The organism is Niastella sp. OAS944 (genome assembly GCA_024809215.1).
GTDB lineage: Bacteria > Bacteroidota > Bacteroidia > Chitinophagales > Chitinophagaceae > Niastella.
On record JANUBW010000003.1, the window covers coordinates 286,463 to 311,039 of the forward strand.

15 protein-coding genes are annotated in these 24,577 nt (G+C 43.5%); 7 read left to right on the top strand and 8 right to left on the bottom strand.

What is annotated here, in order from left to right:
* Positions 1-85 precede the first annotated feature (85 nt).
* Positions 86-880 carry a hypothetical protein gene (locus GGD38_RS15770; RefSeq protein WP_375297206.1) on the bottom strand — a complete coding sequence of 265 codons (795 nt, stop codon included), beginning with the start codon at positions 878-880 and terminating at the stop codon, positions 86-88.
* Between the two features lie 296 nt (positions 881-1,176).
* Here GGD38_RS15770 and GGD38_RS15775 point away from each other — a divergent pair, with 296 nt between their 5' ends.
* Positions 1,177-1,779 (top strand): HD domain-containing protein, encoded by a 603-nt coding sequence (locus GGD38_RS15775; protein ID WP_375297207.1) that lies wholly within the window; start codon positions 1,177-1,179, stop codon positions 1,777-1,779.
* A 6-nt stretch (positions 1,780-1,785) separates the two neighbouring features.
* Positions 1,786-2,715: a hypothetical protein gene (locus GGD38_RS15780; RefSeq protein WP_375297208.1), complete on the top strand. Its 930-nt coding sequence runs from the start codon at positions 1,786-1,788 to the stop codon at positions 2,713-2,715.
* Here GGD38_RS15780 and GGD38_RS15785 read toward each other — a convergent pair.
* From GGD38_RS15785 to GGD38_RS15805, 5 genes are all read right to left on the bottom strand, one after another.
* Positions 2,707-6,039, bottom strand: a complete 3,333-nt coding sequence (locus GGD38_RS15785) for a VCBS repeat-containing protein (protein WP_375297209.1) — start codon at positions 6,037-6,039, stop codon at positions 2,707-2,709. The two genes, GGD38_RS15780 and GGD38_RS15785, sit on opposite strands and share 9 nt — an antisense overlap.
* Before the next feature lie 67 nt (positions 6,040-6,106).
* A complete protein-coding gene (locus GGD38_RS15790) occupies positions 6,107-9,427 on the bottom strand; it encodes a VCBS repeat-containing protein (protein ID WP_375297210.1) in 3,321 nt (1,106 codons plus the stop codon).
* A gap of 110 nt (positions 9,428-9,537) precedes the next feature.
* Positions 9,538-11,139: a RagB/SusD family nutrient uptake outer membrane protein gene (locus tag GGD38_RS15795; protein WP_375297211.1), complete on the bottom strand. Its 1,602-nt coding sequence runs from the start codon at positions 11,137-11,139 to the stop codon at positions 9,538-9,540.
* A gap of 23 nt (positions 11,140-11,162) precedes the next feature.
* Entirely contained in the window at positions 11,163-14,147 is a 2,985-nt protein-coding gene (locus GGD38_RS15800) for a SusC/RagA family TonB-linked outer membrane protein (protein WP_375297212.1), read from the bottom strand.
* A gap of 294 nt (positions 14,148-14,441) precedes the next feature.
* Positions 14,442-15,158 (bottom strand): NUDIX domain-containing protein, encoded by a 717-nt coding sequence (locus tag GGD38_RS15805; RefSeq protein ID WP_375297213.1) that lies wholly within the window; start codon positions 15,156-15,158, stop codon positions 14,442-14,444.
* Positions 15,159-15,734: 576 nt separating this feature from the next.
* Between GGD38_RS15805 and ligA the strand changes: the two genes are divergently transcribed.
* From ligA to GGD38_RS15820, 3 genes are all read left to right on the top strand, one after another.
* Positions 15,735-17,834 carry an NAD-dependent DNA ligase LigA gene (gene ligA, locus GGD38_RS15810; RefSeq protein WP_375297214.1) on the top strand — a complete coding sequence of 700 codons (2,100 nt, stop codon included), beginning with the start codon at positions 15,735-15,737 and terminating at the stop codon, positions 17,832-17,834.
* Positions 17,835-17,902: 68 nt separating this feature from the next.
* Positions 17,903-18,466 (top strand): NUMOD4 domain-containing protein, encoded by a 564-nt coding sequence (locus GGD38_RS15815; protein WP_081200295.1) that lies wholly within the window; start codon positions 17,903-17,905, stop codon positions 18,464-18,466.
* A 308-nt stretch (positions 18,467-18,774) separates the two neighbouring features.
* Positions 18,775-19,449 (top strand): DUF2461 domain-containing protein, encoded by a 675-nt coding sequence (locus GGD38_RS15820; protein WP_375297215.1) that lies wholly within the window; start codon positions 18,775-18,777, stop codon positions 19,447-19,449.
* A gap of 67 nt (positions 19,450-19,516) precedes the next feature.
* Here GGD38_RS15820 and GGD38_RS15825 read toward each other — a convergent pair whose 3' ends face one another.
* On the bottom strand, positions 19,517-20,527 hold the full coding sequence (locus GGD38_RS15825) for an aspartate-semialdehyde dehydrogenase (protein ID WP_375297216.1): 1,011 nt from the start codon (positions 20,525-20,527) through the stop codon (positions 19,517-19,519).
* 304 nt (positions 20,528-20,831) lie between these two features.
* Here GGD38_RS15825 and GGD38_RS15830 point away from each other — a divergent pair, with 304 nt between their 5' ends.
* A complete protein-coding gene (locus GGD38_RS15830; RefSeq protein WP_375297217.1) occupies positions 20,832-22,559 on the top strand; it encodes a lamin tail domain-containing protein in 1,728 nt (575 codons plus the stop codon).
* Between the two features lie 94 nt (positions 22,560-22,653).
* Here GGD38_RS15830 and GGD38_RS15835 read toward each other — a convergent pair whose 3' ends face one another.
* Complete coding sequence (locus GGD38_RS15835) at positions 22,654-23,577, bottom strand: PfkB family carbohydrate kinase (RefSeq protein WP_375297218.1); 924 nt, start codon at positions 23,575-23,577, stop codon at positions 22,654-22,656.
* A 395-nt stretch (positions 23,578-23,972) separates the two neighbouring features.
* Between GGD38_RS15835 and GGD38_RS15840 the strand changes: the two genes are divergently transcribed.
* Positions 23,973-24,572, top strand: a complete 600-nt coding sequence (locus tag GGD38_RS15840) for a TetR/AcrR family transcriptional regulator (RefSeq protein ID WP_375297219.1) — start codon at positions 23,973-23,975, stop codon at positions 24,570-24,572.
* Positions 24,573-24,577: the final 5 nt, after the last annotated feature.

Here is a 24,577-nt window from a genome sequence, read left to right on the forward strand (position 1 = left end):
TACATCATAACCTTGCGTACCGGCCGAAACTTCAATTGTCCCAAACCTGCACTCCAGAGCCAACGGGCATATAAAGTTTTAATTTCTACTTCTTTAATTTGCTTCCTCTTTGGGGTTGAGGAGCTTTTTTTACTACTCGTTTCTTTTTTACAGGCGCCTTGCGCACTGACTGCGCCTGCTGCTTTCTTTCAATAACACCTACAGCCACACACCGCATGCCGGTAGATTGAGGGTAATTTAACGCCTCCCCATCTTCACACTCCGTCACTTTCATAAATATGGCATACTCTGTGGCTTTGGCCGGAACCGGCACTGCGAATGAAAACGCCTTTGCACAATTGCCTTTTTGTAAAACATCGCTGCAGGCTACTTCTTTCTTTAATTTGCTATTTTCAAAATCAGGGTATAAAATGTGCATGCTTATTTGAAATTCCTTCAGGTATTTTTTATCGTACAGCGGGGTATCGGGTAAATTCAGATGAATGTGCATCTGGCGTTTTTCGATCTTATGCACCTTCACATCCAAAAGGTGCAGAAACATTTTTTCCAATGTTCGGGTTGTATGGCACTCCAAATTAAACAGGCAACTAACATCATTGAAATTGTAGTCTCTTAACTGTAAACGAAGTTTTGAAAGTAAGCGGCGCCAGAGTTTGCCATCTTTGTGTTCGCTGCTGATACTTTTGAAAATGAGACTGGCTATTTGGTTTACATGAATCAGCTTATTGCTGCTTTCCTTCATGGTCTCATTTAAAACTGCTTCTTTATCTGTACCTCTTTTACGGCGAACATGAGGACCATATGCCTTGCTATTAACGAAGGTGAGGTTATCGATTGTTCCACTTAGTTCGTGGGTGACAATGTTGTTTGATTTGGCCATAGTCAAAAAGTTTTAATAGCTTTAATGAATATAGCTCATTCGCATTCCCTTACCCGGAAGATACAAAGTATTTCAAATACGACGCAACTTTTCCCTCACCTTATCGCGAGCTTATACCGACATTACAGCGACCTTATAGCGACCTTATAGCGACCTTATAGCGATGTAACTCCTTAGTAGCTCCTCAGTAGGTTCTCTGTTGCTCCGCGGCAACTCCCTCTACGCTTTTAAACTGAAAATTGAAGAGCAAATCGTAACTTACGAGCAGTCACAACTCAAAAATCACTACAGTAACCATGTCCATACACCTACTCAACCGAAATACATTTGGCGAAGTAGCCAATACCGGAAACCTGATGCCCATTGAAGAAGCCCACGAATTATTGAACGCATGGGTACCCAATGAGCGGCTGCGACTGCACATGAAACAGGTGGCCGCCGTTATGAAAGCCTGGGCCATTGAAAAAGAAAACGCCGATGAATTGACCGCCCGCAAATGGGAATTGGCCGGCCTGCTGCATGATGCCGACTGGGAAAAACATCCCAACGACCATTGCCGTGTAATTATTGAGGAGCTTGAACGCCGCAATATCGACCCTGAAGTACTTCATTGCATAGCATCGCACGGGCCAAGGTATTTTGGTGTTGAACCTAACAATACCATGGATAAAATGATCTATGCCTTTGATGAGCTATCTGGCTTTATTCATGCCGCAGCGCTTATACGGCCCACCCGTTACGAAGGTATGGATGTAAAAAGTGTTCTGAAAAAACTTAAAAACCCTTCTTTTGCCGCCCAGGTAAATCGTGATGATGTTACCGATGCCATAGCGCGTATTAATATTCCGCTTGAAGAAATTATTCAATTCATCATCGACCATCAGAAAGACGTACAATAAGCCACTATGAAAAAATGGTTCCTGGTAATAGCTGTTGTTTTTATTGCGGCTTTTGCAAGTATTTATATTTTTATTCCGGGCCAACTGAATATTGTTCAAATAACATCCATTAACTGTACCGCTAATGGCGCCTATAGGGTATTATCGAATGCCGGTAAGTGGCAGGCCTGGTGGCCAGGCGTACAATCGAACAGCAACACATTTCATTATAAAGATGGTTCCTTTTCCATTACCAAAGAGTTGAGGAACACGCTTGAGATCCTAATTCAGCAAAACGAGCTAATGCCCCGTAGCGTGTTGCATGTATTTCCTGCTACCGGTGATTCCAGTACGCTGCACTGGCAGTGCAGTATTGCAACCGGTATTAATCCGTTTAAACGCATTCAACATTACCGGCAGGCGGTGGCGCTAAAAAGCAATATGGATGCTGTACTTAGCCGCTTTAAAACCTTTGCTGAGAAAAAAGAAAACATTTACGGTATCTCCTTCGAGATAATCGTTTTCAGAGATTCTTTATTGATAAGTACAAAGTCTATACAAAAAGATTATCCTAATGTATCAACGGTTTATACGCAAATAAACGCCCTTAAGAAATACAGCGCCAGCCACCGGGCAAAACAAACTGCGCCGCCTTTAATGAACCTTACGCCATTGAACCCTGCAGGCTATCAACTATTAACAGCGCTGCCTGTTGACAGGGAAGTTCCGGCCAGTGGAAAGTTCTTTAATCAAAACATTCCCCTTAACCGCTTTTGGGTAATAAGGGTACATGGAGGTGCATCGTCAGTTGACGAAGCCATTCATCAATTTCAATTATATGTTCAGGATTATCAAAGAGTAGTGATGGCACTCCCTTTTCAAAAACTAATTACAGACAGAAGTACAGAACCCGATACCAGCCGCTGGGTCACTGATATTTATTTCCCTCTATTTTGAGAACCGAACTACCATAACACTATCATTATTGCGGGCCAGTATATACGCATCATTCTTTCCTATATCAATCTTTTTAATGCGCCGTACCTGGCCTTTTATTAAAATACCATTGGTGCTTTCCACATCAAATACACCACGTCCTCTGTTTAGTAATATTGTTCCCCAATCGGCATCATAGCGCCCCATTTCAACATTGCTTTCGTAATAATTTCCGCCCAGTAACAAATCGGGCAGACTGTCGTTATTGGCATTTACCACCGCTGCATCGCGGTAACTTGTTAACTGCGCCTGCCAGGGCAAGGGCCGGGTAGTAAAGTGCATATAGCCATCGTTTATAAGAATGGCATTGGGAAAATAATTGGCCGTAAACAAATCGGCTCCTTTTAATTTGGCAGGCGACAACAGTTCATTCAACTGCGCTTTGGCAAAATCTTCGGCATACAGAAAGTTCTTCTTTAATACGGGCATTTTCTTTTCCAGCTCCGACTTATTGGCAAAAGGTATTTCCTTTCCCTGCACATAATACGTCATCACCTGTTCCTTTTTACCGTTATCATCAAAATCATTATAGTACAACCTTACCGGCTCTTTATCCGATGCCTTTAGCCGGCTGTTCATACCCAGGTTACCGGCCACCAGGTCAATATCGCCATCGTTATCAAAATCGTATGGCAGTATAAAATTCCACCAGCCTTTTTTTTCTGTTAGCGACTTGCGTGTAAACTGTCCTTTGTTATTGAGCCAGGCATCTATACCTCCCCATTCAAAAGAGCATATAAGGTCATTATCACCATCCTTATCTACATCGAACCAAACAGCACGGGTAACAAAACCTGCGTTGCTTAAATCCTTTGCATGTGCAGCCGTTACATCTTTGAATTTTCCGGTGCCATCGTTTTGTAATAAATAGGAGACTGGCGCTTGTCCGTAAGCCCAGGGAATTGCCCGGCCCCCAACAAACAGATCAACGTAGCCATCATTATTGAAATCGCCGGGCACAATACACGATACGGTTTCATAGATGCCGGTAATTGCATTGGGCAGGCGGGTAAACTGGCCTTTCCCATCGTTTAGGTAAACCCGCGGCAGCAGGTGTTCATCGTTACCATAAAATTCATTACCACCGCTGGCTACAATAAGATCATCAAAGCCGTCTTTATTAATATCTACAATACTGGCATCAACATCTTCAAACGTACTGTCTGCATCAAGTGCGGGTTCACTGCTTCTATAAAAAGTTCCGCCGGCCTTTTGTAAATACACTGCGCTTTTTCCCCATTTGGCCGAACCAATAAATACATCCTGCAGCCCATCGTTATTTATATCGCCCACTGCCAGTGCGGGCCCTTCCGTTGAAAGCATATGCGGTATCAACGGCTCGCGATCAAACTCGGGGAAATGATTTTCTTTATGCAGAAATTGTAACTGAACACTGTCGGCAATATTGGTAAGGCGTAAAGATGCGTTCTTTTTATAAGTAGTTATAACCTTGTAATTGAATGCCGGCAATCCCTTTTGCCAGGCCATTGTTAGTTGTTTGGTATTGGGTGGAAAATTTACTGGCTGATAAGTATTATCGGGCCATACAAGAAATGCGGAATCTACTTTTATTTTATCGAGCCCTATGTGCATGGGAATTTCCATGCCCGACATAAAACCATGCACCCCTTGTTTTTCATACAGGTATATATGCCCTGCTGAAAACAACACGGCCTTAGCACCTACAGCGTTAACATTACCGGCCGGCCCTATTAGTTTAATGTCAACATAAGTTTTGTTGTGTTTGTCGTTAGTTTTATTTTCATAGATAAGCGCCGGGGCGTTGATGTTATTAACTATTACATCCAGGTCGCCGTCATTATCAAGATCGGCATACACGGCGCCGTTTGAGTAGGTTGATTCGTTGTTGCCCACCTGTTGCTCTATATCGGCAAATACCAAATTACCCGTATTCTTAAAAAACTTATTGGGAATTTTTATTTGGGGAAATTTATCAATAAGGGCCATATCCTTTTCATTCAACTTATTGGCCCATAACTTATTTTGTATTTCCTGATTGGAGATATAATTGATGTAGTCTATATCGTTCATTCGTTTTGGAATGCCGTTCGATATAAATAGATCCTTCAGGCCGTCATTATCAAAATCCATCCATAAAGCAGCCCACGACCAGTCGGTTGCATACACGCCGCTATACAAACCTATTTCACTAAATGCACCGTTACGATCGTTCAACTGCAAATTATTTCGGGTGTACTGATAATTATAGCCATTCTTTAATTTAAGGTCGAAAATATCCCATGACTCCTCACCAAGCGATCTTTTTAAAATATAAGGGTCTGCCGGCAACATATCCATTGCAATGATCTCTGAATACCCATCATTATTCACATCTGCTATATCAACTCCCATGGTATACCTGCTGGTATGGTTTATACAACGATCAAGATCTTCTTTAAAAGAGCCATTATGCTGATTCAGGTACAGGTAATCGTTTTCATGGAAGTCGTTCCCAATATATACGTCGGGATACCCGTCGAGGTCAATATCGCTTATTGCAATACCAAGCCCATAGCCAATAGCAGAGCTGTTGATACCTGATTCTTTTGTAACATCGGTAAACATCTGGTTATCGGCCTCCCCGGGCCTCCCCCCAGTGGAGGGGGGGGCCGAAATAAGATCGTTACGGTAGAGACGGTCGCCTGATAAAGGATGATACGTTCCCAGAAACTCGCTTCTTGGATGAAAGGTCCCGTTCTCATGTATTGAGTGGTTCAACAGGTACATATCGAGATCGCCGTCGAGATCATAATCAAAGAATGCGGCCTGTGTGCTAAAGCCAGAGAAATTGAGCCCCAGCTCTTTTGCTTTATCAGTATAATGCGGAACACCGTCCTTATCTATTCCTGTACAAACCAGGAACTGATTATTACCTTTTAAAGGTCCATAATTTCCTACGCGGCATACGTAAATATCCATCATGCCATCGTTATTAATATCTACAACCGATACGCCCGTGCTCCAGCCATGATCGTTGGGTATACCAGCGGCAGCTGTTACATCCCTGAATTGCATATTACCTTTATTCAAATACAGTTTGTTTTGCTCCTGGTTTGAGGCAAAGAACAGATCAATGAGCCCATCATTATTAAAATCGGCAGCGCCGGCACCTGCGCCGTTATAGAAATACATGTAATGGAAAATGTTAAACGAATCGGTAGGGGTTAAGGTATTGGCAAACTGCAAGCCGGTGCCGCTTTTATCCAACACTTCAAACAAAGGAGGCTGTTTATCGCCCCGCCTGCATGCAGCAATAATATACATGACCAGGACTATTAAACAAAAGCCTGTCCACTGTTTTCTAACGATCATCATTAGCTACTCCTATATTTTACTTCTTTAATTTGTATAGAACCGGGTAATCGTCGTTCCTTGCAAACAATACATAATTATTTCCCGCGCCTGCAATCAGACTAATATCCCGCACTTCGCCATCAACCAGCAAACCTGTTTGGCGCGGGGGCAACCAGGCAAAACCACCATTTCCATTATTGATCAGCACTTCGCCATAACTTGCATCGAGTTTGCCAAACTGTGGCGGAAAGCCCGATTTATTGCCACCCAATACCATATCGGTAAACCCATCTTTATTAAGGTCGGCACATAGTATTGCACTCATCATTGAAAGCTGCACCTGGTAGGGTAATGGCTGAACAGTAAAGCTGCCATTACCATTATTGACAGCTATACAGGAACTGGTGTAATTAAACAGTCTTACATTGCTTTTATCGATCAGTTCTTTTGAAAACAATTCCTGTATCGACCGTTTTGCGTAATCCTTATTCTTCAGGTTCTCCTTTTTAATGGTAGGAATTTCTTCCTGCATTTCTTTTTTCAGGAACACCGGCACATCGCGTTTATCGGCTGTACGGGTCAATACTTTATCTTCCGATCCGTTGTTATTGAAATCGTTTATCCAAAGCTTTACCGGGTTTTCTTTATTGGGGTGCAGGTAAAAATTATCGCCTATGTTTCCCAATACCAGGTCGGTTTTGCCGTCATTATTTACATCGGTAGCAACAACCGTTTGCCATAAGCCATACAACTCATTAAGGTTACTTTTTACTTCGGCGAACCTGTCGCCCTTGTATGAGAATATGCGCGGCGCCATCCACTCACCGGTTATTATAAGCTCTTTTGCTTCATCACCTGCCACGTTGGCCCATACGGCACCGGTAACCATACCAATGGTTGCGATGTTTGGGTTCTTTGCTTTTGCCATATCGGTAAACTGTCCATTACCATTATTCACAAACAGGTAGCTGGTTGGCGTAACGCCATAGTTGCGGGGCGTGCTTCTACTACCAACAAACAGATCGAGGTCGCCATCGTTGTCAAAATCATATGCAGCAGCCACGGCGGTATTCATACCATCTGTATGCAACGCGGTAGCATCTAATGTAAAACTTCCATTTCCATCATTCTTCATTAGCCGGCATTGCATTTCGCGGCTGTAGGGCGGACTGTTATTTCCACCGGGACCAACAAACAGATCGGCATCACCATCTCTATCACAATCGAAGAACAGCACTGCCTCATCTTCAAAATCTTTGAACTGAAGAAATACGGGCACACCCTTCTTTTTAAAGCCACCGCTTTTTTGTTGCAGGTATAATTGCCCGGGGTGGCTTTTTGTTCCGCCTATATACATATCTGACAGTCCATCGCCATTTACATCGGCTGTGGCTACTTTGGGTCCTTCGCGGGAAAGTATTTCAGGAATATTACGTTCATAATAAAAATCTACATTATCGTCTTCCACATGTTTTTCAAAGGCCTGTGGTATTGCAGTAAACAGCCATGTATTATTTTGAACACTGTCGGGTAGCAGATGTTGTATGCCGGCCTTTTGCGTAAATATATGTGTGGTATCGATGGCTGGTTTAATAAAAGTTGTAACTGTACGATTGGGCCACATTACTACTATGGAGTCAATAACATTTTCCCTGCCCAGGCCAATCACCTGTTTATAATCCACCGACGATTGAAACCCCCTGCTGGGCACTACTTCGCGGGTAATAATAGCGCCACCGGTATGCACCATTATTTTGCTGCCAATGGCATAAGTATTTTGGCCGTGGCCCTTTAAGAGTATACTAATGTAATGGTTGGAATTCTGTTCGCGTGAGCGGTTCTTATAAATAAACGCCTGCTGGTTTATGTTATTTATGACCAGGTCAAGATCGCCATCGTTATCAAGATCGCCATAAGCAGCGCCGTTTGAAAATGAGGTTTGGGTGAAACCCCATGAGTTACCTGCATCTGCGAACCGAAGGCTTCCCAGGTTCTTATACGCTTTGTTTATTACCGGTGTTTTGGGAATATGCTCCAGCACCTCGTTCACTTTTTCTTTTTTACCGGTCAATACCATTTTCTGTATTACATCATTGGCAAAGAACTCCATAAAATCAAGATCGGTAACATCACGGTTCACGCCATTGCATATATAAATATCATTCAGTCCATCATTATCGGCATCAAATAGCAGAGCGCCCCAGCTCCAGTCGCTGGCACATACGCCACTATAATTGGCCACATCGGAGAAGGTACCATTACCATTATTTAACTGCAAACAGTTTTTCATATACTGGTGGTAAAAGCCTATTTGCAATTTGTTACGGTACTGGTCAATATTATCAAATGCGCCCAGGGTTTTAAGGCGGTAGTCATTATCGGGCAACATGTCTGTGGTAAAAATATCGGCATACCCATCGTTATTTATATCGCCAATATCGGCGCCCATGGAGGAAAAGCTGTTTTGCTTCATACACTTTTCCATTTCATCTTTGAAGGTGCCGTTCTTTTGATTTACGTATAAATAATCGCGCTCGTACGAGTCGTTGGCTACGTAAATATCAGGATAGCCGTCGTTATTGACGTCGCCAACCGAAACACCGAGACCAAAACTCATTAAGGTACCGTGTATGCCTGCTTCTTTATTCACTTCGGTAAAGCGGCCGTTATCGTTCCGGTACAGGTGATCGCCGCCATCTTTTACAAAATCTGCTACCTGCCATTCTTTTGCCGGCAGATCACGCTGATTGGTATAGCCCAGCGTGTTTACAGGCATGGGGCTGTTATCGATCATAAAACAATCAAGATCGCCATCGAGGTCGTAATCAAAAAATGAAACCTGTGTAGTATAGGCCGAAATATTTAACCCGTATTGTGCGGCTGCTTCGGTAAAGGTGAGATTGTGGTTGTTGATGTATAACTTATTTCGGCGACGGCCCGATTTCATGTGACCCGAATTACAGATATACATATCGAGCCAGCCATCATTATTAATATCTGCCATTACCGCTCCCGTGCTCCACATGCTATCCTGTTTCATACCGCTTTTAGCGGTAATATCTTCAAAGGCAAAGCTTCCCTTATTCAGGTACAGCTTATTCTCTTCCATATTCGAGGTAAGCAGTATATCGGCCAGCCCATCGTTATTGATATCGCCAATGGCTACACCGCCGCCATTATAAAAGTTACGGAACAAAAAACTGTTATCGTACTCCTGGTCAACAACCGGGTTTGTAAAATTGATACCGGTATTTTCAACCAGTTCGAACAAAGTTGCGGGTGCTTCTTTATTGTTTTTACAGGCCAAAGAAAAAACAAACCCTGTAAGCAGGCAAACAAGCGATCTATTTATATACATCCAAATATGAATATTATTGAATATTATGACTGTGTGCTTAACCGTGAAAATGGACAAAGGTCATTATTGAATAATGACCTTTGTAACTATACTAAATTTAAGCATTAAAACTATTCTCCGTATCCGGGATTTTGTTTTAGGTTAGGATTGGCGAGTAATTCATCCGGCGCAATGGGGAACAGCAGATTTCTTACCGGATCGGCATCGGCTTCTTTTAAGGCCCATGGTTTCAGGAACACGCCAAACCGTATAAGGTCCTGGCGGCGCCAGCTTTCCCAATACAATTCACGGCCTCTTTCGGCCAGTAAAGTACCAGCATCATAAACGTTAGCGGGATTCACCAACGTGATACTTAACAGAGGAGTAGCGCCACGGGCTGCTCTCAATTGATTAATTAACAAAAGCGCGCCGGCCACATCGGGAGCAGATTGCCGTAATTTGGCTTCAGCCACCATTAGCAACACATCGGCATAACGGAATATTTGTAATTGATTTCGCTGGTTACCGGTGTTATATGCCGTATAGTCGGGCGGATACTTAATAACACGGATACCTGCTACTTCCAACCTTTTTTTATCGATCTCTATTAATTTAACATCGGGGGTAAACGACAAGGCATTACCCTGACGATCTTTTATAGCCACTCCGTTCTCATTTACCTGCTGGCCTACTACAAAACCGGGCTTTAGTCCCGACTGGTCGGTAACGCCAGGATAGTCTACACCACCCAGCCGTTTATCACTTGCACCAAATGTATTGTAGAAATCGGCCACGGTAGAAAAGCCGTTCCAGCCTGCGCTTCCATAAGTGTTGTTCTTGTCCCAGGAATTATAGTGCAATGTCATCATCCAGCGGGCGCGAATGTCGCCAGTGTTTATACCATCTCCTGATTGGGCAGCACCAGTGTTGTGCCAGGCCAGGATCCGTTCTTTGGAAAGATTTGCATTATCGGGACCGAAATTGTCGAAATAATTGGTAGTAAGGCTGTATTTACCGCTATTGATGATGGCATTTCCCAGCGTTACCACCTGTTGCATATCGGCGTTATCGAATGTAGGGGCTTGTTTATTCAGGAATGCGCCCTTGTTTAATAAAACTTTCATTAACAGGAACCGGGCCGCATCGGGGCTGGCCTTATAAGGCAGGTTGGCTTCTGGCAACTGCGGAATGATACTATTTAATATAGTAGTTAATGTATCAATAGCCTCATTGGGTTGCAATACCGGGGCGGGGCCTATTGAGTTGTAATCAACCACCTGCCTGTATGGCACCTGGCCAAACAGATCGAGGAAATAGAACTGTGACAAAGAACGAAGGAATAATGCTTCGGCTTTTTGAGTGGGGTTAGGGTTAAAAGCCATGGTTGTAATGGCGCCGCTTTCTAACTGCCCAAGTAAGTTGAAAGTATTTTTAATTTGAACGTGAATGGTTGTCCAGTTGTGTGTGTGCATTACCCGCCATGTGCCGTTATCGTCCCAGTCGCCGCCACGTACGGGAACCAATGCTTCGTCGGTAGTGGTTTCCTGCAGCGAGAACAAACGTTCCTGACTATGCATTAAAGCATTCATACTATTATAGGTACCGGTCAATAATGCATTTATGTCTGAAGAACTGCCCCCAGGCGTAGTGAAGCTATCGTTCAATTTCTGATCTAATTTGGTACAACCCAGCGACAGTACCAACCCGGCCGTGCAAATATATTTGAGTTTCATAATTATTATTTTTGTCGTGACTGTTATAAAGAAAAGCTTGTTCCAAATAAAAATGTTCGTTGTGTTGGATAACCGATATAATCGACACCCAACGACGGAATTCCATTCAATGCTTTATCAACATTCACTTCAGGATCGAAACCTTTATACTTTGAAATAACAAATACGTTATTGGCAGCAACATAAATACTAAAGTTCTTGAGATACTTGCCAACATTGCCAAACGTATACCGCAACGTAGCGCTGTGTAGTTTGAAATAGTTTCCGCTTTCGAGGAAACGGGTTGAGGTAGTGATAGGGTTGGCTGAGCTTTCGCTGGTTGTAACAAGGCCCGATGCGATATTTCTTCCGCCATTAATATTGGAGATATTCAGTACGCTCATGGCCGTATTGTTGTACAATTTGTTACCGAAAGAACCATGGGTTCCCAGGTTAATACTCCATTTCTTATAAGACACATCGGTACTAAATCCAACATATGCCGAAGGATTGGGATCGCCTACATAATCCGGGGTAAGAGTATATACTCCGATACCGTCCTTATCGAACCCCTGGAATGTGGGAAGATAGAAAACATCTACCGGTTGATTATGTGCAATGGCTTCGGAGAATGCGTTGGTAGTTCCCTGACCGTGTAACCCGCCGGTTAATGCCAACGGTGTTTTACCTGCCTGTGGGAAAATGAACTTGTTCTTTACAAATGTTACGTTAGCATTGGCGCTCCAGTTAAAATCTTTTCCCATAATGATATCGCCCCACAAACCAACTTCAACGCCACTGTTGCGAACATAAGCACCGTCGAGGTTCTTATATTGCACACCGCCTGCGCCTGTTGGCTGTGGTACTACAGCCAGAAATATGGGATCCTTGGTTTTTTTATAGAAATAATCGACAACCCCATTGAGCCGGTTGCCTAACATTGCAAAATCGAGACCTACGTTGTATGACTCAACGGTTTCCCATTTCAGGTTTTTGTTTCCAAAGTGGTTGGTTGTAATTGAACCATTGCTTGAGTACCGGTATACATCGAGGGCTGCATCTGCTGCAAATTCCTGGTTACCGGTTTGGCCATAACCTAAACGCAATTTCAACGTATTAAATAAATGGCTGCCTTTCATAAAGTCTTCGCCTGAAATAAGCCATGATGCGGCAAGCGAAGGGAAGTATGCATATCTGTTCTCTGAACCAAACTTACTGGAGCCGTCGGCCCTGAAGGTGGCAGTTAGAGAATATTTACCCTGGTAATTAAATACGCCCCGGGCAAAATAGCTTTGAATTTCAACAATGGGATCTCTGAATGATCCTGTGTTTAAATTAGCGCGTTTACCATCGTCCATGTTATCGTAGTAATGATTGGCCACGCGGTTTGTTTGTTGAAGATTATAATCGAAACCAAAAACTGATGTACTGCTTCCCCAGTATTCAGTTTTCCAGTATTCATACCCGGCTAATGCATTTATTGAAAAATCGTCGCCAATATCTTTATTAAAGTTTAATGTATGGGTAAGGGTTTGTGAAAACAGGTTATTATTTAATACGGCCGCGGCACCTGCCCCGTCGGCATTACCACCGGTTCCTTTTATCCAGCCCTGTATTTCACCTTTACGGTTACCGGTACCATAATTTAGCCCGTATACAAAACGATATTCAAGCCAGTCGAAAAATTTATACGCCGCGTTTACATTACCCAGCACTGTAGTGATGTTAGAAATATCGGTATAAGCATCGGAGAGTGCCAGCGGGTTAACCTGGCCGCTGGGGTTTGCCTGGTTATAGGTTCCGTCATCGTATCTTAACCGAAGCGTAGGGTTCCATATTAGTGCAAGCGAGATCAATGTACCATTGCTACCCGCATCCTGCGATATAGGGGCTATATGCTCACCCACATTGGCCACTGTGGTATTAAAATCAATGCTTAGTTTTTTATCGAGGAATTTATACTGGCCATTAAAATTGCCCACATATTTTTTGAGGTTGCTTTTTAGGATAATACCATCCTGATCGCCTGCAAAAAATGAGGCCCGGTATCTTCCATTTTCGTTACCGCCGCTTAAAGCAACAGAATAATTTTGAGTAGCGCCATGGCGAAGGATCTCATCAAATGGGTTAATATTGGCACCGGAATCGGAATTGGGCGCGCCGTATTTTGCAATAGCAGCCCTGTAACCACCGGCATCAAGCACATCTATCTTCCGCATTTCATTGCTAAAGCCAACAGATGCGTTAACATCTATTTTGGCCGGGCCAAGCGCTCCTTTTTTAGTGGTTATTTGTATAACACCATTAGCCCCCCGAGAACCGAAAATGGCTGATGCAGATGCATCTTTCAGCACCTGTACATCTGAAATTTCGTTGGGATTGATAAATGTAAGCGGGTCGCTTGCAGGTGTTGTGCCCACACCGGAAGGAGCAAAATTGGGCCGGGGTGTACGGCCATCTAAAATAACCCCATCTACCACATATAATGGCGTGTTACCCGTTCTAATGGAGTTGTTTCCCCTGATCTTTACAATGGTTAAACCACCTGGCTGGCCACTACTGTTGGTGATCTGTAAACCAGGCACCTTACCTTGTAATAACTGTTCGGGCGTATTAATTTGCCCCTTGTTAAAATCCTTGGCAGATACAACGGCTACCGAACCCGTTATATCTCTTTTTCGTACTCCACCATATCCAACTACTACAACTTCATTTAAGCTACTCTGGCTTTCAACCAAAACCAAACTAACCACATTGCTGGTAGAAACATCTACATCCTGTGATGTAAATCCTACGGCACTAACGGTTAGTGTTTTTGTAGCTTCGGGCACGTTGAGCCTAAAGAATCCATCGGAACCGGTTGTAGTTCCACCCTGGGACCCTTTAATAACAACAGAAGCACCTGCAATACCGGCACCTTTGCTGTCCTTGATGTTTCCTGTAATTTGTTTTGTTTGAGCGTTAACGTTGAGGCAATAGAAGGCAATAAATAAAGGCAGTATTGCCTTTAGCAATCGAATTGAGGGCATAATAGTAGTCGTTATTGGTTATATAATGAGAATACCAATGCGTAGCCTATACACAATTTAACTAAATTCCAACACTTCAAAAAATAATTAACTCGATTTAGCCTACACTAGCCGATACTCACATACTGCGACTGTAATACTTTAACTGATGGGGTTATAAATGGTCAGCATGGTTTAGTAATATATGCTTTAACCATGCAATGGGATTGATGAGATTAGTGCCTCCTATAAAAAAAGACAGCCTTTCCGTAGAAAAGCTGCTTTTATATCATCATTTAAAATAATAAGCTAAGGTTATACCGGCATTGGAGTCTTTTCTTTACCGCTTGAGAAACGGCTGGCATTAAAGCGGTATAATTTACCGGGACGGTGTGGAACATCCTGTTCCAGTTCGTTCATATCCTCAAGCCAATCCATAAGGAAGAACTTCTTTCGGAAGTTGCGGCGGTCCATCTTAATACCCAGTATGGCTTCATACAAGGTTTGTAACTCACGCAGTGAGAACTTCTCAGGCAACAGATTAAATACAATAGGATATTCTTCAATCTTTGACTGCAGCCGTTCCAGGCAGGTATCGAGAATGGTCTTATGATCAAAAGCCAGCGTATTGATCTCATTTACAGGATGCCAGTGCAGCTCATTATCGGTGAGTACAGGTTGGTGCTCTTTGATATTTATCAAAGAATAATAGGCGGTGCTAATAACACGCCCGGCAGGGTGGCGATTCACTTCGCCAAATGTATACACTTGCTCAAGGTATACATCATCGAGACCTGTGCGGTCTTTCAATACCCGGTAAGAGGCAGTTTCAAGATTTTCATCGGGGCGAACGAGGTCGCCCAGTAAAGACCATTGATTATTAAACTCTTCCAGGTCAGATTTGATGAGCAATACTTTCAGTTCGTTTTTGTCGAAACCGAATATTACACAGTCAACCGAAATTGCGATTTGAAAAAATTCGCGGTCTTCAGAGCGAAGCTGATGAATGGTTCTTTGCAATGCTGTTCCCATGGCTAAATGCAGATTGTCAGGGTTATACAATTAGTTTTCAACCTGTATTGATTTAATAACAGGCCGGTTAAAAAATACTTCATGAGCACGGCTGGGAATCATCATCTCATGCAACTGTATAATAACTAAGGTCTTACTTACTAGATAGTACTATTGAAAGATAACCGGTGGGTTGTCCATTGGCGCGCAATCAAAAACATCTGCAGATGCAATCCGGTATGGGCCTGGTTGCCGGTTTTTGTAACTCCTGGTCCAAAGATAAACTGATTAATGCACTCCTCAACACATCTTATCTTTTTTACTACACTTTTTGATATCGGACATGTTTCAAATACCATACCCTTTTCAAATTCGCGTTGCATATACAACTTATTGCCTTTGAATTAGTTTTACAACAGTTATCCTTGTATGAAAGCTGTTGTTTTTGAATAAAACACGCTATTTTGCCGCCTTTCAAACAACACAGTAATTGATATTCGTCAATATTTATGATGGGCTAACAGTGACTATCAGCCAGTAAATAAAACAGGCCATTGATTTAACTTTACTAAAAAAACAGAACAACCATATTAATTTATGTATTCACCCGACCAAACAAAAGCTTTACAAAAGGCCACTACCGATTTAATGGAGAAGAACTCCCAAGGCCATATAACCGAGCAGGGCATAGAAACGCTGCGGGATGTGCTTCGTTTTCATGAGCACCGGTATTATATTTTGAATGATCCTCTTATTGCCGACTTTGAATACGATCAATTATATAAAGCACTTGAAAAATTAGAGAAAGAGAACCCGGCCCTGCGCACGCCCGATTCGCCCACGCAACGGGTAGCCAAAGAGCTTACCTCATCATTCCCAACGGTATCGCACCTGGTGCCTATGCTTTCGCTCGATAACTCGTATAACGCCAACGACCTTATTGACTTTGACCGCCGGGCGCGGGAGCTGGCCAAGGTTGATGTGCTTGAGTACTGCGTTGAGCCAAAGTTCGATGGGGCCAGCATTTCACTTGTATATGAGAACGACCTGCTTACCCGGGGAGCAACAAGAGGCAATGGCGTACAGGGCGATGATATAACTACCAACATTAAACAGATCAGAAGTATTCCCTTATCGGCCGCCATTTCAAAGTATGGCCTTGAACAAATTGAGATCAGGGGTGAAATTTTGATGAGCAAGCAAAGCTTTAAGAAGTATAACGATCAGCTTGCAGAACAGAACCTGCCGCCGTTAGCCAATCCACGTAATGCGGCAGCCGGTACTTTACGCATTAAAGACCCCAAGGAAGTGGGTAAACGAAACCTTGAAGCCTTTCTTTACCAGATAAGCCATTATACCCAATTACCAGAAAAAGAGCTTACCAAAGAACTTGATAGCCATAGCGGTTGTTTGAATATGTTATGGGACCTTGGCTTTCGCAGCCCCATGAAAGAAAAAAAAGTGTTAAAAGGCATTGACGCGGTTATTGAATACTGCCATGAGTTTGAAAAGCAACGCGATGACCTGCCCTATGAAATAGATGGCATGGTAATAAAGATCAACGATATTCACCAACAGGAACAGCTGGGCATGACCACCCACCACCCCCGCTGGGCCATAGCCTTCAAGTTCAAAGCCCGTCAGGCTACCAGCAAATTAAAAGCGGTAGAGTTTCAGGTTGGCCGTACCGGTTCGGTTACACCGGTAGCTAAGATAGAACCTGTACCTATTGGCGGTGTTACCGTTGGTTCTATTTCATTGTTCAATGAAGAAGTGATAAAGGAAAAAGACCTGATGATAGGGGATACCGTACTGGTTGAAAGAGCCGGTGATGTGATACCCTATATTGTTAAATCGTTACCTGAACTGCGTAACGGTACTGAACAAAAGATCGACTTTCCTACCAACTGCCCGGTATGTGGCGATAAGCTTGAAAAGCCCGAAGAAGAGGCTGTTTGGCGTTGCAGCAATATCAACTGTGAGGCCCAGGTGGTTGAACGCATCATTCACTTTACAAGCAAAGATGCTATGGACATAAGGGGCCTGGGCGAGGCCAACATACGTAAGTTCTTTGCCTTGGGCTTTCTTAAGGATATACCCGGAATATACCAGTTACCTTTTGATCAAATAAGTACGTTAGAAGGCTTTGGTAAGAAGAGTATCACCAACCTGCAAGCGGCTATTGAAACATCAAAGGCACAACCCATACACCGGCTCATATTTGCCCTGGGTGTAAGGTATGTTGGTGAAACAACCGCAAAAACACTTGCCCATGCTGTTAAGCATGTGTTAGATTTAAAGGATTATACGTTGGAAACTTTACAAGGGTTGGAAGATATTGGACCTAAAGTAGCAGGCAGCGTTCACCAGTTTTTCCAAAATTTGGACAACATAGCCACCCTTCAAAAGCTTGAAGAACTAGGCCTGAAGCTGAAAAACGACAAAAAAGACCTTGTAACGGGAGGCAACCTGAGCGGTCAAACGTTTTTATTTACGGGCACCTTGCCCACCCTCAAGCGAAGTGATGCAGAGGCAATGGTTGAAACTAACGGAGGCAAGATATTGAGCAGTGTTAGTGCGAACTTAAACTATCTGGTAGCGGGAGATGAGGCAGGAAGCAAGCTGGAAAAGGCCAAAAAGATAACCTCAATCAAGATCATAACCGAAGCCGAGTTCCTGTCCCTTATACATCATTGATATGATTCTTATCAATTGTTTGAATTTCACATTTGTTTTTTTGTAACTTTAGCCAAAAGGAAAAGGCGATGATAAAAAAACTCCCCAACGAGGTGTGGAAACCCCTACAGTTTCCAGGCTGGAAACACCTCCGTAAAAAGTATGCGTTATCCTCCATGGGACGCATAGCCAGCTACACAGAAGACGTTGTTGAAGATGGTAAGTTGCTCCAGGGCTCTTTAACTACCGGTTACAGAACTTTGAACCTGCATCGGCCAGGCAACAACGGTACACTGTACATTCACCGTGAGATAGCCCGTTTATTTCTCAAAAAAGCCTCACTCAAGAACAAGTATGTGATTCACATTAATCACAACAAACTTGATAATGCGGTAAAGAACCTGAAATGGGCCACTCTTGAAGAAATGATCGAGCATCAGCAACACAGCCCGGCTAAAATTGCGTACAAAAAAGTACAGGCAAACAGAACCGAAGGTTTGAAGCTGAACGCAAAACAGGTTCAAGGCATTAAAAAGATCCTCAACGACAAGAACCGGAAGATCACCATCAAAAAATTAGCGGAAAAATTTGGCGTCTCTGAGATGACCATGTACCGCATTAAAAGTGGTGAAAACTGGGGCAGGATTAAATAGTGCCCGGTAATTGATGCAAGCAAATAAGTGGTGTGAATGCATAAGGCTAGCTTTCACGCCACTTATTTTTTTGGGGTAACGTGAGTGGAGAGTGGTGAGTGGTGAATGGTGAGTGGGCTCACTAATGTTAAGGCTGATATGCTATTTTGCGCCGCCCGAATTTTATTGCCAACTTGTTCGCCGAAGCCTTGGCGAAGACGAATTGCTACCGGCTTTCACGTTTGCCGTTTCACGTTTCACGCCAACTGCCTTTCTGCTTTTCATTATCACATTATCACATTATCACATTGCCCCTTATCTTTGTTAGCATGCTGCAACCCTCCACTTTAAAATTCCTTAAAGACCTTACAAAGAACAATAACAAGCCCTGGTTCGATGCCCATCGTAAACAATACGAAGAGGCTAAAAACGACTTCGGATCATTTATACAGGTAGTTATTGACAAACACGGTCAAAAAGATGAAACCATACGCGAACAGGAAGCTAAGAAATGCATGTTCCGTATCAATCGCGACATTCGCTTCTCAAAAGACAAAACGCCTTATAAAACGAATATGGGCGCCAGCATAAACCGCGGCGGCCGTAAATCGATCTTTGCCGGCTACTACTTCCATTGCGAGCCCGGGCAAAGCTTTGTTGGCGGCGGCATTTGGATGCCTATGCCACCTGAGACCAAAAAAGTAAGGCAGGAAATTGACTATTGCTTCGATGAGTTCAAGAAGATCATACAGGCGAAAAAGTTTACCAATATATATGGCGATCTGTACCGCGAAGAGGATATGAGCTTAAGCCGGGTGCCGCAAGGCTTCGATAAAGACAATCCGGCCGGAGAGTACTTAAAGCTAAAAAGCTGGATAGCGATGCAATCGTTGAAAGATGTTGACCTCACCTCAAAAGAGCTCCTTAAAAAAACCTTAATGGCCTTTGAGGCCCTGCAGCCCATGGTAGCGTTTATAAACCGGGCGCTTGAAAATGTTGAATAACGAATATTAAATGACGAATGTCGAAGTGAAGCCACTTCGACATTCGCTATTCATTATTCAACATTCATTATTTCAACAGACCTTTACTCATCAGGTACTCTGCAATTTGAACCGCGTTGGTAGCAGCACCTTTACGGAGGTTGTCGCTCACGATCCACATGTTAAGCGTATTAGGCTGTGTTTCATCACGACGCAATCTTCCCACAAACACTTCATCTTTTTCATGCGCATCCATTGGCATGGGGTATTGCTGGGTAGCAGGCTCATCGACCAACACAACACCAGGAGCAGACTGTAACAGCGATTTTACTTCGCCCAGTTCATAATCTTTATTGAACTCAACGTTTACGCTTTCGCTGTGACCGCCCATAACAGGGATACGTACAGTTGTAGCAGTTACACGAATTGAGTCGTCGCCCATGATCTTTTTAGTTTCATTCACCATTTTCATTTCCTCTTTCGTATAACCGTTATCGAGGAAAACATCTATCTGAGGAATAACGTTCAGGTCAATGGGGTATTTATATGCCATAGGGTATTCGTCTTTAGCATCTTTTACTGCTTTCAAACGCTCGCCCATCATTTGATCAACCGCTTTTTTACCAGTACCGGTAACGCTTTGGTAGGTTGATACTACTACACGGGTAATGTTATATTTTTTATGCAAAGGTTGCAAAGCCACTACCATTTGAATGGTAGAACAGTTGGGATTGGCAATGATCTTGTCGGCAGCAGTGAGCACATCGGCATTCACTTCAGGCACCACTAATTTCTTAGAGGGGTCCATACGCCAGGCAGAAGAGTTGTCAATAACCGTAATACCTGCTTCAGCAAACTTGGGCGCCCACTCCAGTGAAGTGCTTCCACCGGCTGAAAATAAAGCCACAGCTGGTTTTGCGGCAATAGCATCGGTCATGCTAACCACTTTGAATTTCTTTCCTTTGAACTCTACTTCTTTACCTACCGATTTTTCAGAGGCTACGGGAAGTAATTCAGTAACCGGGAAATTCCTTTCGGCCAATACCTGTAACATTTTGGTACCCACTAAACCGGTGGCACCTACAACCGCAACTTTCATGTTTTGCTCCTTTTGTTTTGTTTTTTTAGTTGATCACGGCCCTTTGAGGCAGTGCATTAAAATAAAAAAGCCTTCCCGTTCTGTGGGAAGGCCTCTGAATATGTTGGTATACAAAGTAGTCCTCAACCTTCCCCGTGTATGGAGCTTGTCTTGGTAGTCTTTGTATTTTTCTTTATGTTTTGCATTTCGAAGGCCAAAATTAGTCAGCAATTCCTTTACACCCAAATTTAATTTTTTTATATATTTTTTACATTTGCCCGCCCTCAGGGCTGGCTCTGCTTAGGTAGTATTAAACCAATTAATTATGATGCTACCTGCTTTTCGCCGCATGATTATAGTTTGCGGCCTTTTGCTTATGTGCAGCGGCGCCATCGCCCAGTTTGCCAATCGCTTTGATGTCGTGATCGATGAACTGTTTCCCGACCCAAGCCCACCCATTCAATTACCCAATGCCGAATTTGTTGAACTAAAGAACGTTTCTACAACGGCCTTTAACATACGCAACTGGAAGTTGAGTGATGGCAGTACAACCGCTACTATTGCCACTAACTTTGTACTACAGCCCGATAGCTTTGTGATTATATGTGCTACCAATGCAGTTGCTTCATTCACACCTTTTGGCAACACCGTTGGCGTTAGCAATTTCCCTTCTTTAAATAATGATGCAGATATTATATCATTATACTCAGCTGAAGGCAGGCTCATTCATTCAGTTGCCTATAACAGCAGCTGGTACCAAAATGCCGTTAAAAGCGATGGCGGCTGGTCGCTCGAAATGATAGATACAAAGAACCCCTGTACAGGCATGAATAACTGGAAGGCCAGTGAAAATAACAATGGGGGTTCGCCCGGAAAGATAAATGATGTAAATGCTACTAATATAGACGAACAACCGCCGGCACTTATTCGTAGCGCCACTATCGACAGCATTACTATTTTAGCCTTATTTGATGAACCGCTCGATAGTGCTACTGCCGCAACACCCGCCAACTATACTATTAATAACGGCATGGCGCAACCAGTTTCGGCAAATGTTATAATGCCCCTTTGCACAGAAATTATATTAAAACTCGCTTCGCCACTTAACAATCAAACAGTGTATGAACTAAAGGCAAAGCAGATAAAAGATTGCTCGGGCAATGAGATCAACCAGCTGAATATAGCCAAAGCCGGCTTACCGGTTTTGGCCGATAGCTTTTCCATTGTTATCAATGAAGTATTGTTCAACCCCAAACCCGATGGCTTTGATTATATAGAAATATATAACCGCAGCAACAGGACCTTTGACCTTAAACAATTGTACCTGGCCACGCGCAATGCCACCGGGCAACTCACCAGCATCACTTCAGTAAGCGCAGCATCGTGGTTATTGTTCCCTGGCGAGTACAAGGTACTTACAGAAAACAGGCAATGGCTGCAACAGCAGTACCTGGTGAAAGACCCATCACTTATTATTGAACTTACAGCGCTTCCCTCGCTACCCGACGATAAAGGAACTATTGTATTAATGAATTTACAGGGTACTATTATTGATGAATTGCGATACGATCAAAACTGGCATTTTGCATTGGTGAGCGAAAAAGAAGGTGTTGCCCTTGAAAGGCTAAATTATAATTTACCCACGCAGGATAAATCGAATTGGTCGTCGGCCGCCTCCACCGCAGGTTATGGAACACCGGGTTATGCAAACTCACAATTAATGGCCGAAGGCCAGCCCCAGGGACAAATAGCCATAACGCCCGCCATTTTTTCGCCCGATAATGACGGGTATAATGATTTTGCGGCCATCGAATACCAATTGGGTGAACCGGGCTATGTGGCCAACGTTCGCATTTTTGACGTCAACGGTCGTCTTGTTCGTCACCTGGTAAATAATGCCATATTGGGCGCCGCCGGCCGCTTTCGCTGGGATGGGCTCGACGACCGGTTGGCGAAACTGCCCATTGGTATGTATGTAGTGTTAACAGAGATCTTTAATCTGCAGGGGAAGACCAGGAAGTTCAAACAGGTGGTTACGCTGGCGAGAAGGTAAATTAACGAAAAAGGCGGGTCCCTCTCCAAGAGGGGCTCGCCTTCTACAAAAAGGTGAGCCGCCCTTATAGGGCGACCCACCTTAAATTTCTTATTTAAACCAGCTCAATATCAAAGCTCACCAGATCAACGAACTGTTGAATGCGGGCATCGATATCGGCACGGGTGATCTCTTTCAGGCGTTGAGGACCAAATTTCTCAACACAGAAAGAAGCCATGGCCGAACCTACGATAATGGCTGTTTTCATGTTATCGAACGAAATATCTTTTGTGTGGGCAATGTGTCCCATAAAGCCACCGGCAAAAGTATCGCCTGCACCTGTGGGGTCAAACACATCTTCCAATGGTAATGCAGGAGCAAAGAACACCTGGTCTTTATGGAACAACAGGGCGCCGTGCTCACCTTTCTTAATGATCAGGTATTTAGGACCCATTTTCAAGATCTCTTTAGCTGCTTTTACCAGTGAGAACTGGGCGCTCAGCTGACGGGCTTCACTATCATTCAGCATCAATACATCTACTTCTTTCAACACTTCTTCCAGCCCCGGCATGGCAACTTCCATCCAGAAGTTCATAGTATCCATTACGATCAACTTGGGACGGGTTTTCATTTGCTTTATCACGCTCAGCTGGATCTTGGGATCGAGGTTACCCAGCATCAGGAACTCGGCGCTTTGGTACGATTCAGGCACCACGGGATCAAAGTCCAGCAATACGTTCAGGTCGGTAACCAGCGTATCGCGGCTGTTCATATCCATGTGGTATTTGCCACTCCAGAAGAAAGACTTCTTATCGGGCACTACCTTAACACCTTCTAACTGTACACCTCTTTTCTCCAACTCCTGCATTTCTTCTTTGGGAAAGTCGAAGCCCACAATAGAGATCTGCTGAACCGGCTGAATAAAATTGCTGGCAGCATAAGCTACATACGTGGCAGACCCGCCTATAACCAAGTCGGTTTTAGCAAAAGGTGTTTCAATTGCATCAAAGGCCATTGTGCCCACAGCGATCAAAGACATAAGCAAATTTTTAACCCATATAGTCCGGCCTTAAAGGCGGCCCTGGGTGAATAGTTAATGTATTTATGAAGAATTTAAATGAAAACCTCTGTACATCCCTGTTTCCAAGTGGCAACGGGGGTTGGAGGCGGCGTGCAAACCTACGCGAAATTTCTTATGTGCTGAAACAACAAAGCGGTTTTGCCATACTATTTATTAACTTGCCCCCTTCAACACAAACTACATTGATACCCTGCATGCCGTTCATGCAGTGGCCTGATTATTACCGTATATACTGCCCACTTAGTGTTATTGCCGATTAATCGTTAGTAAACTAATTTTATTTTTTTACCTGTATTATTGACTATCACGCTAACAATTGTTAGCATTTTTATTATCTTTGACCCCCGATTCATATGGCTAAAATTAAAAGAAACAGAAACGGTACACGAAAAGACGTAATCATTGCCAAGGCAGCCAAGCTGTTCCGTGAAAAAGGCTTCAGCGCCACTTCCATGCGCGATTTGGCCGAGCATGTAGGAGTAGAGGCAGCCAGCCTGTATAATCACATCAGCTCAAAAGCTGAGATCCTGCAGGAGATCTGCTTTAAAACAGCCAACAATTTCATGTCGCAGATTGAGGAAGTGGATGCCACTCCCAATAAATCGGCCATTGAAAAAATACAAGCCGTTCTCCGGTTCCATATTCGGCAAATGCTCGATAATTATGAAGAGGTATATGTAAGCGACCGAGAATGGAAGCACCTTACCGACCCTTATTTATCGAACATGCAAACCCAGCGCAGGGCTTACCGGCAACGTATTGCATCCATTATTGAAGAAGGTATTCGTAAAGGAGAAATAAAACCAATTGACGCACCTACTGCAGTATTGATCATGTTACATGCTGTTAGCGGTATTGAATCATGGCATCGCAGTAAAAAGAAGATCGCCGGCGAAGTGCTGGAAGATAATATGGTGCAGATACTGGTTGACGGCCTCCGTAAACAAGCATAGTTTCA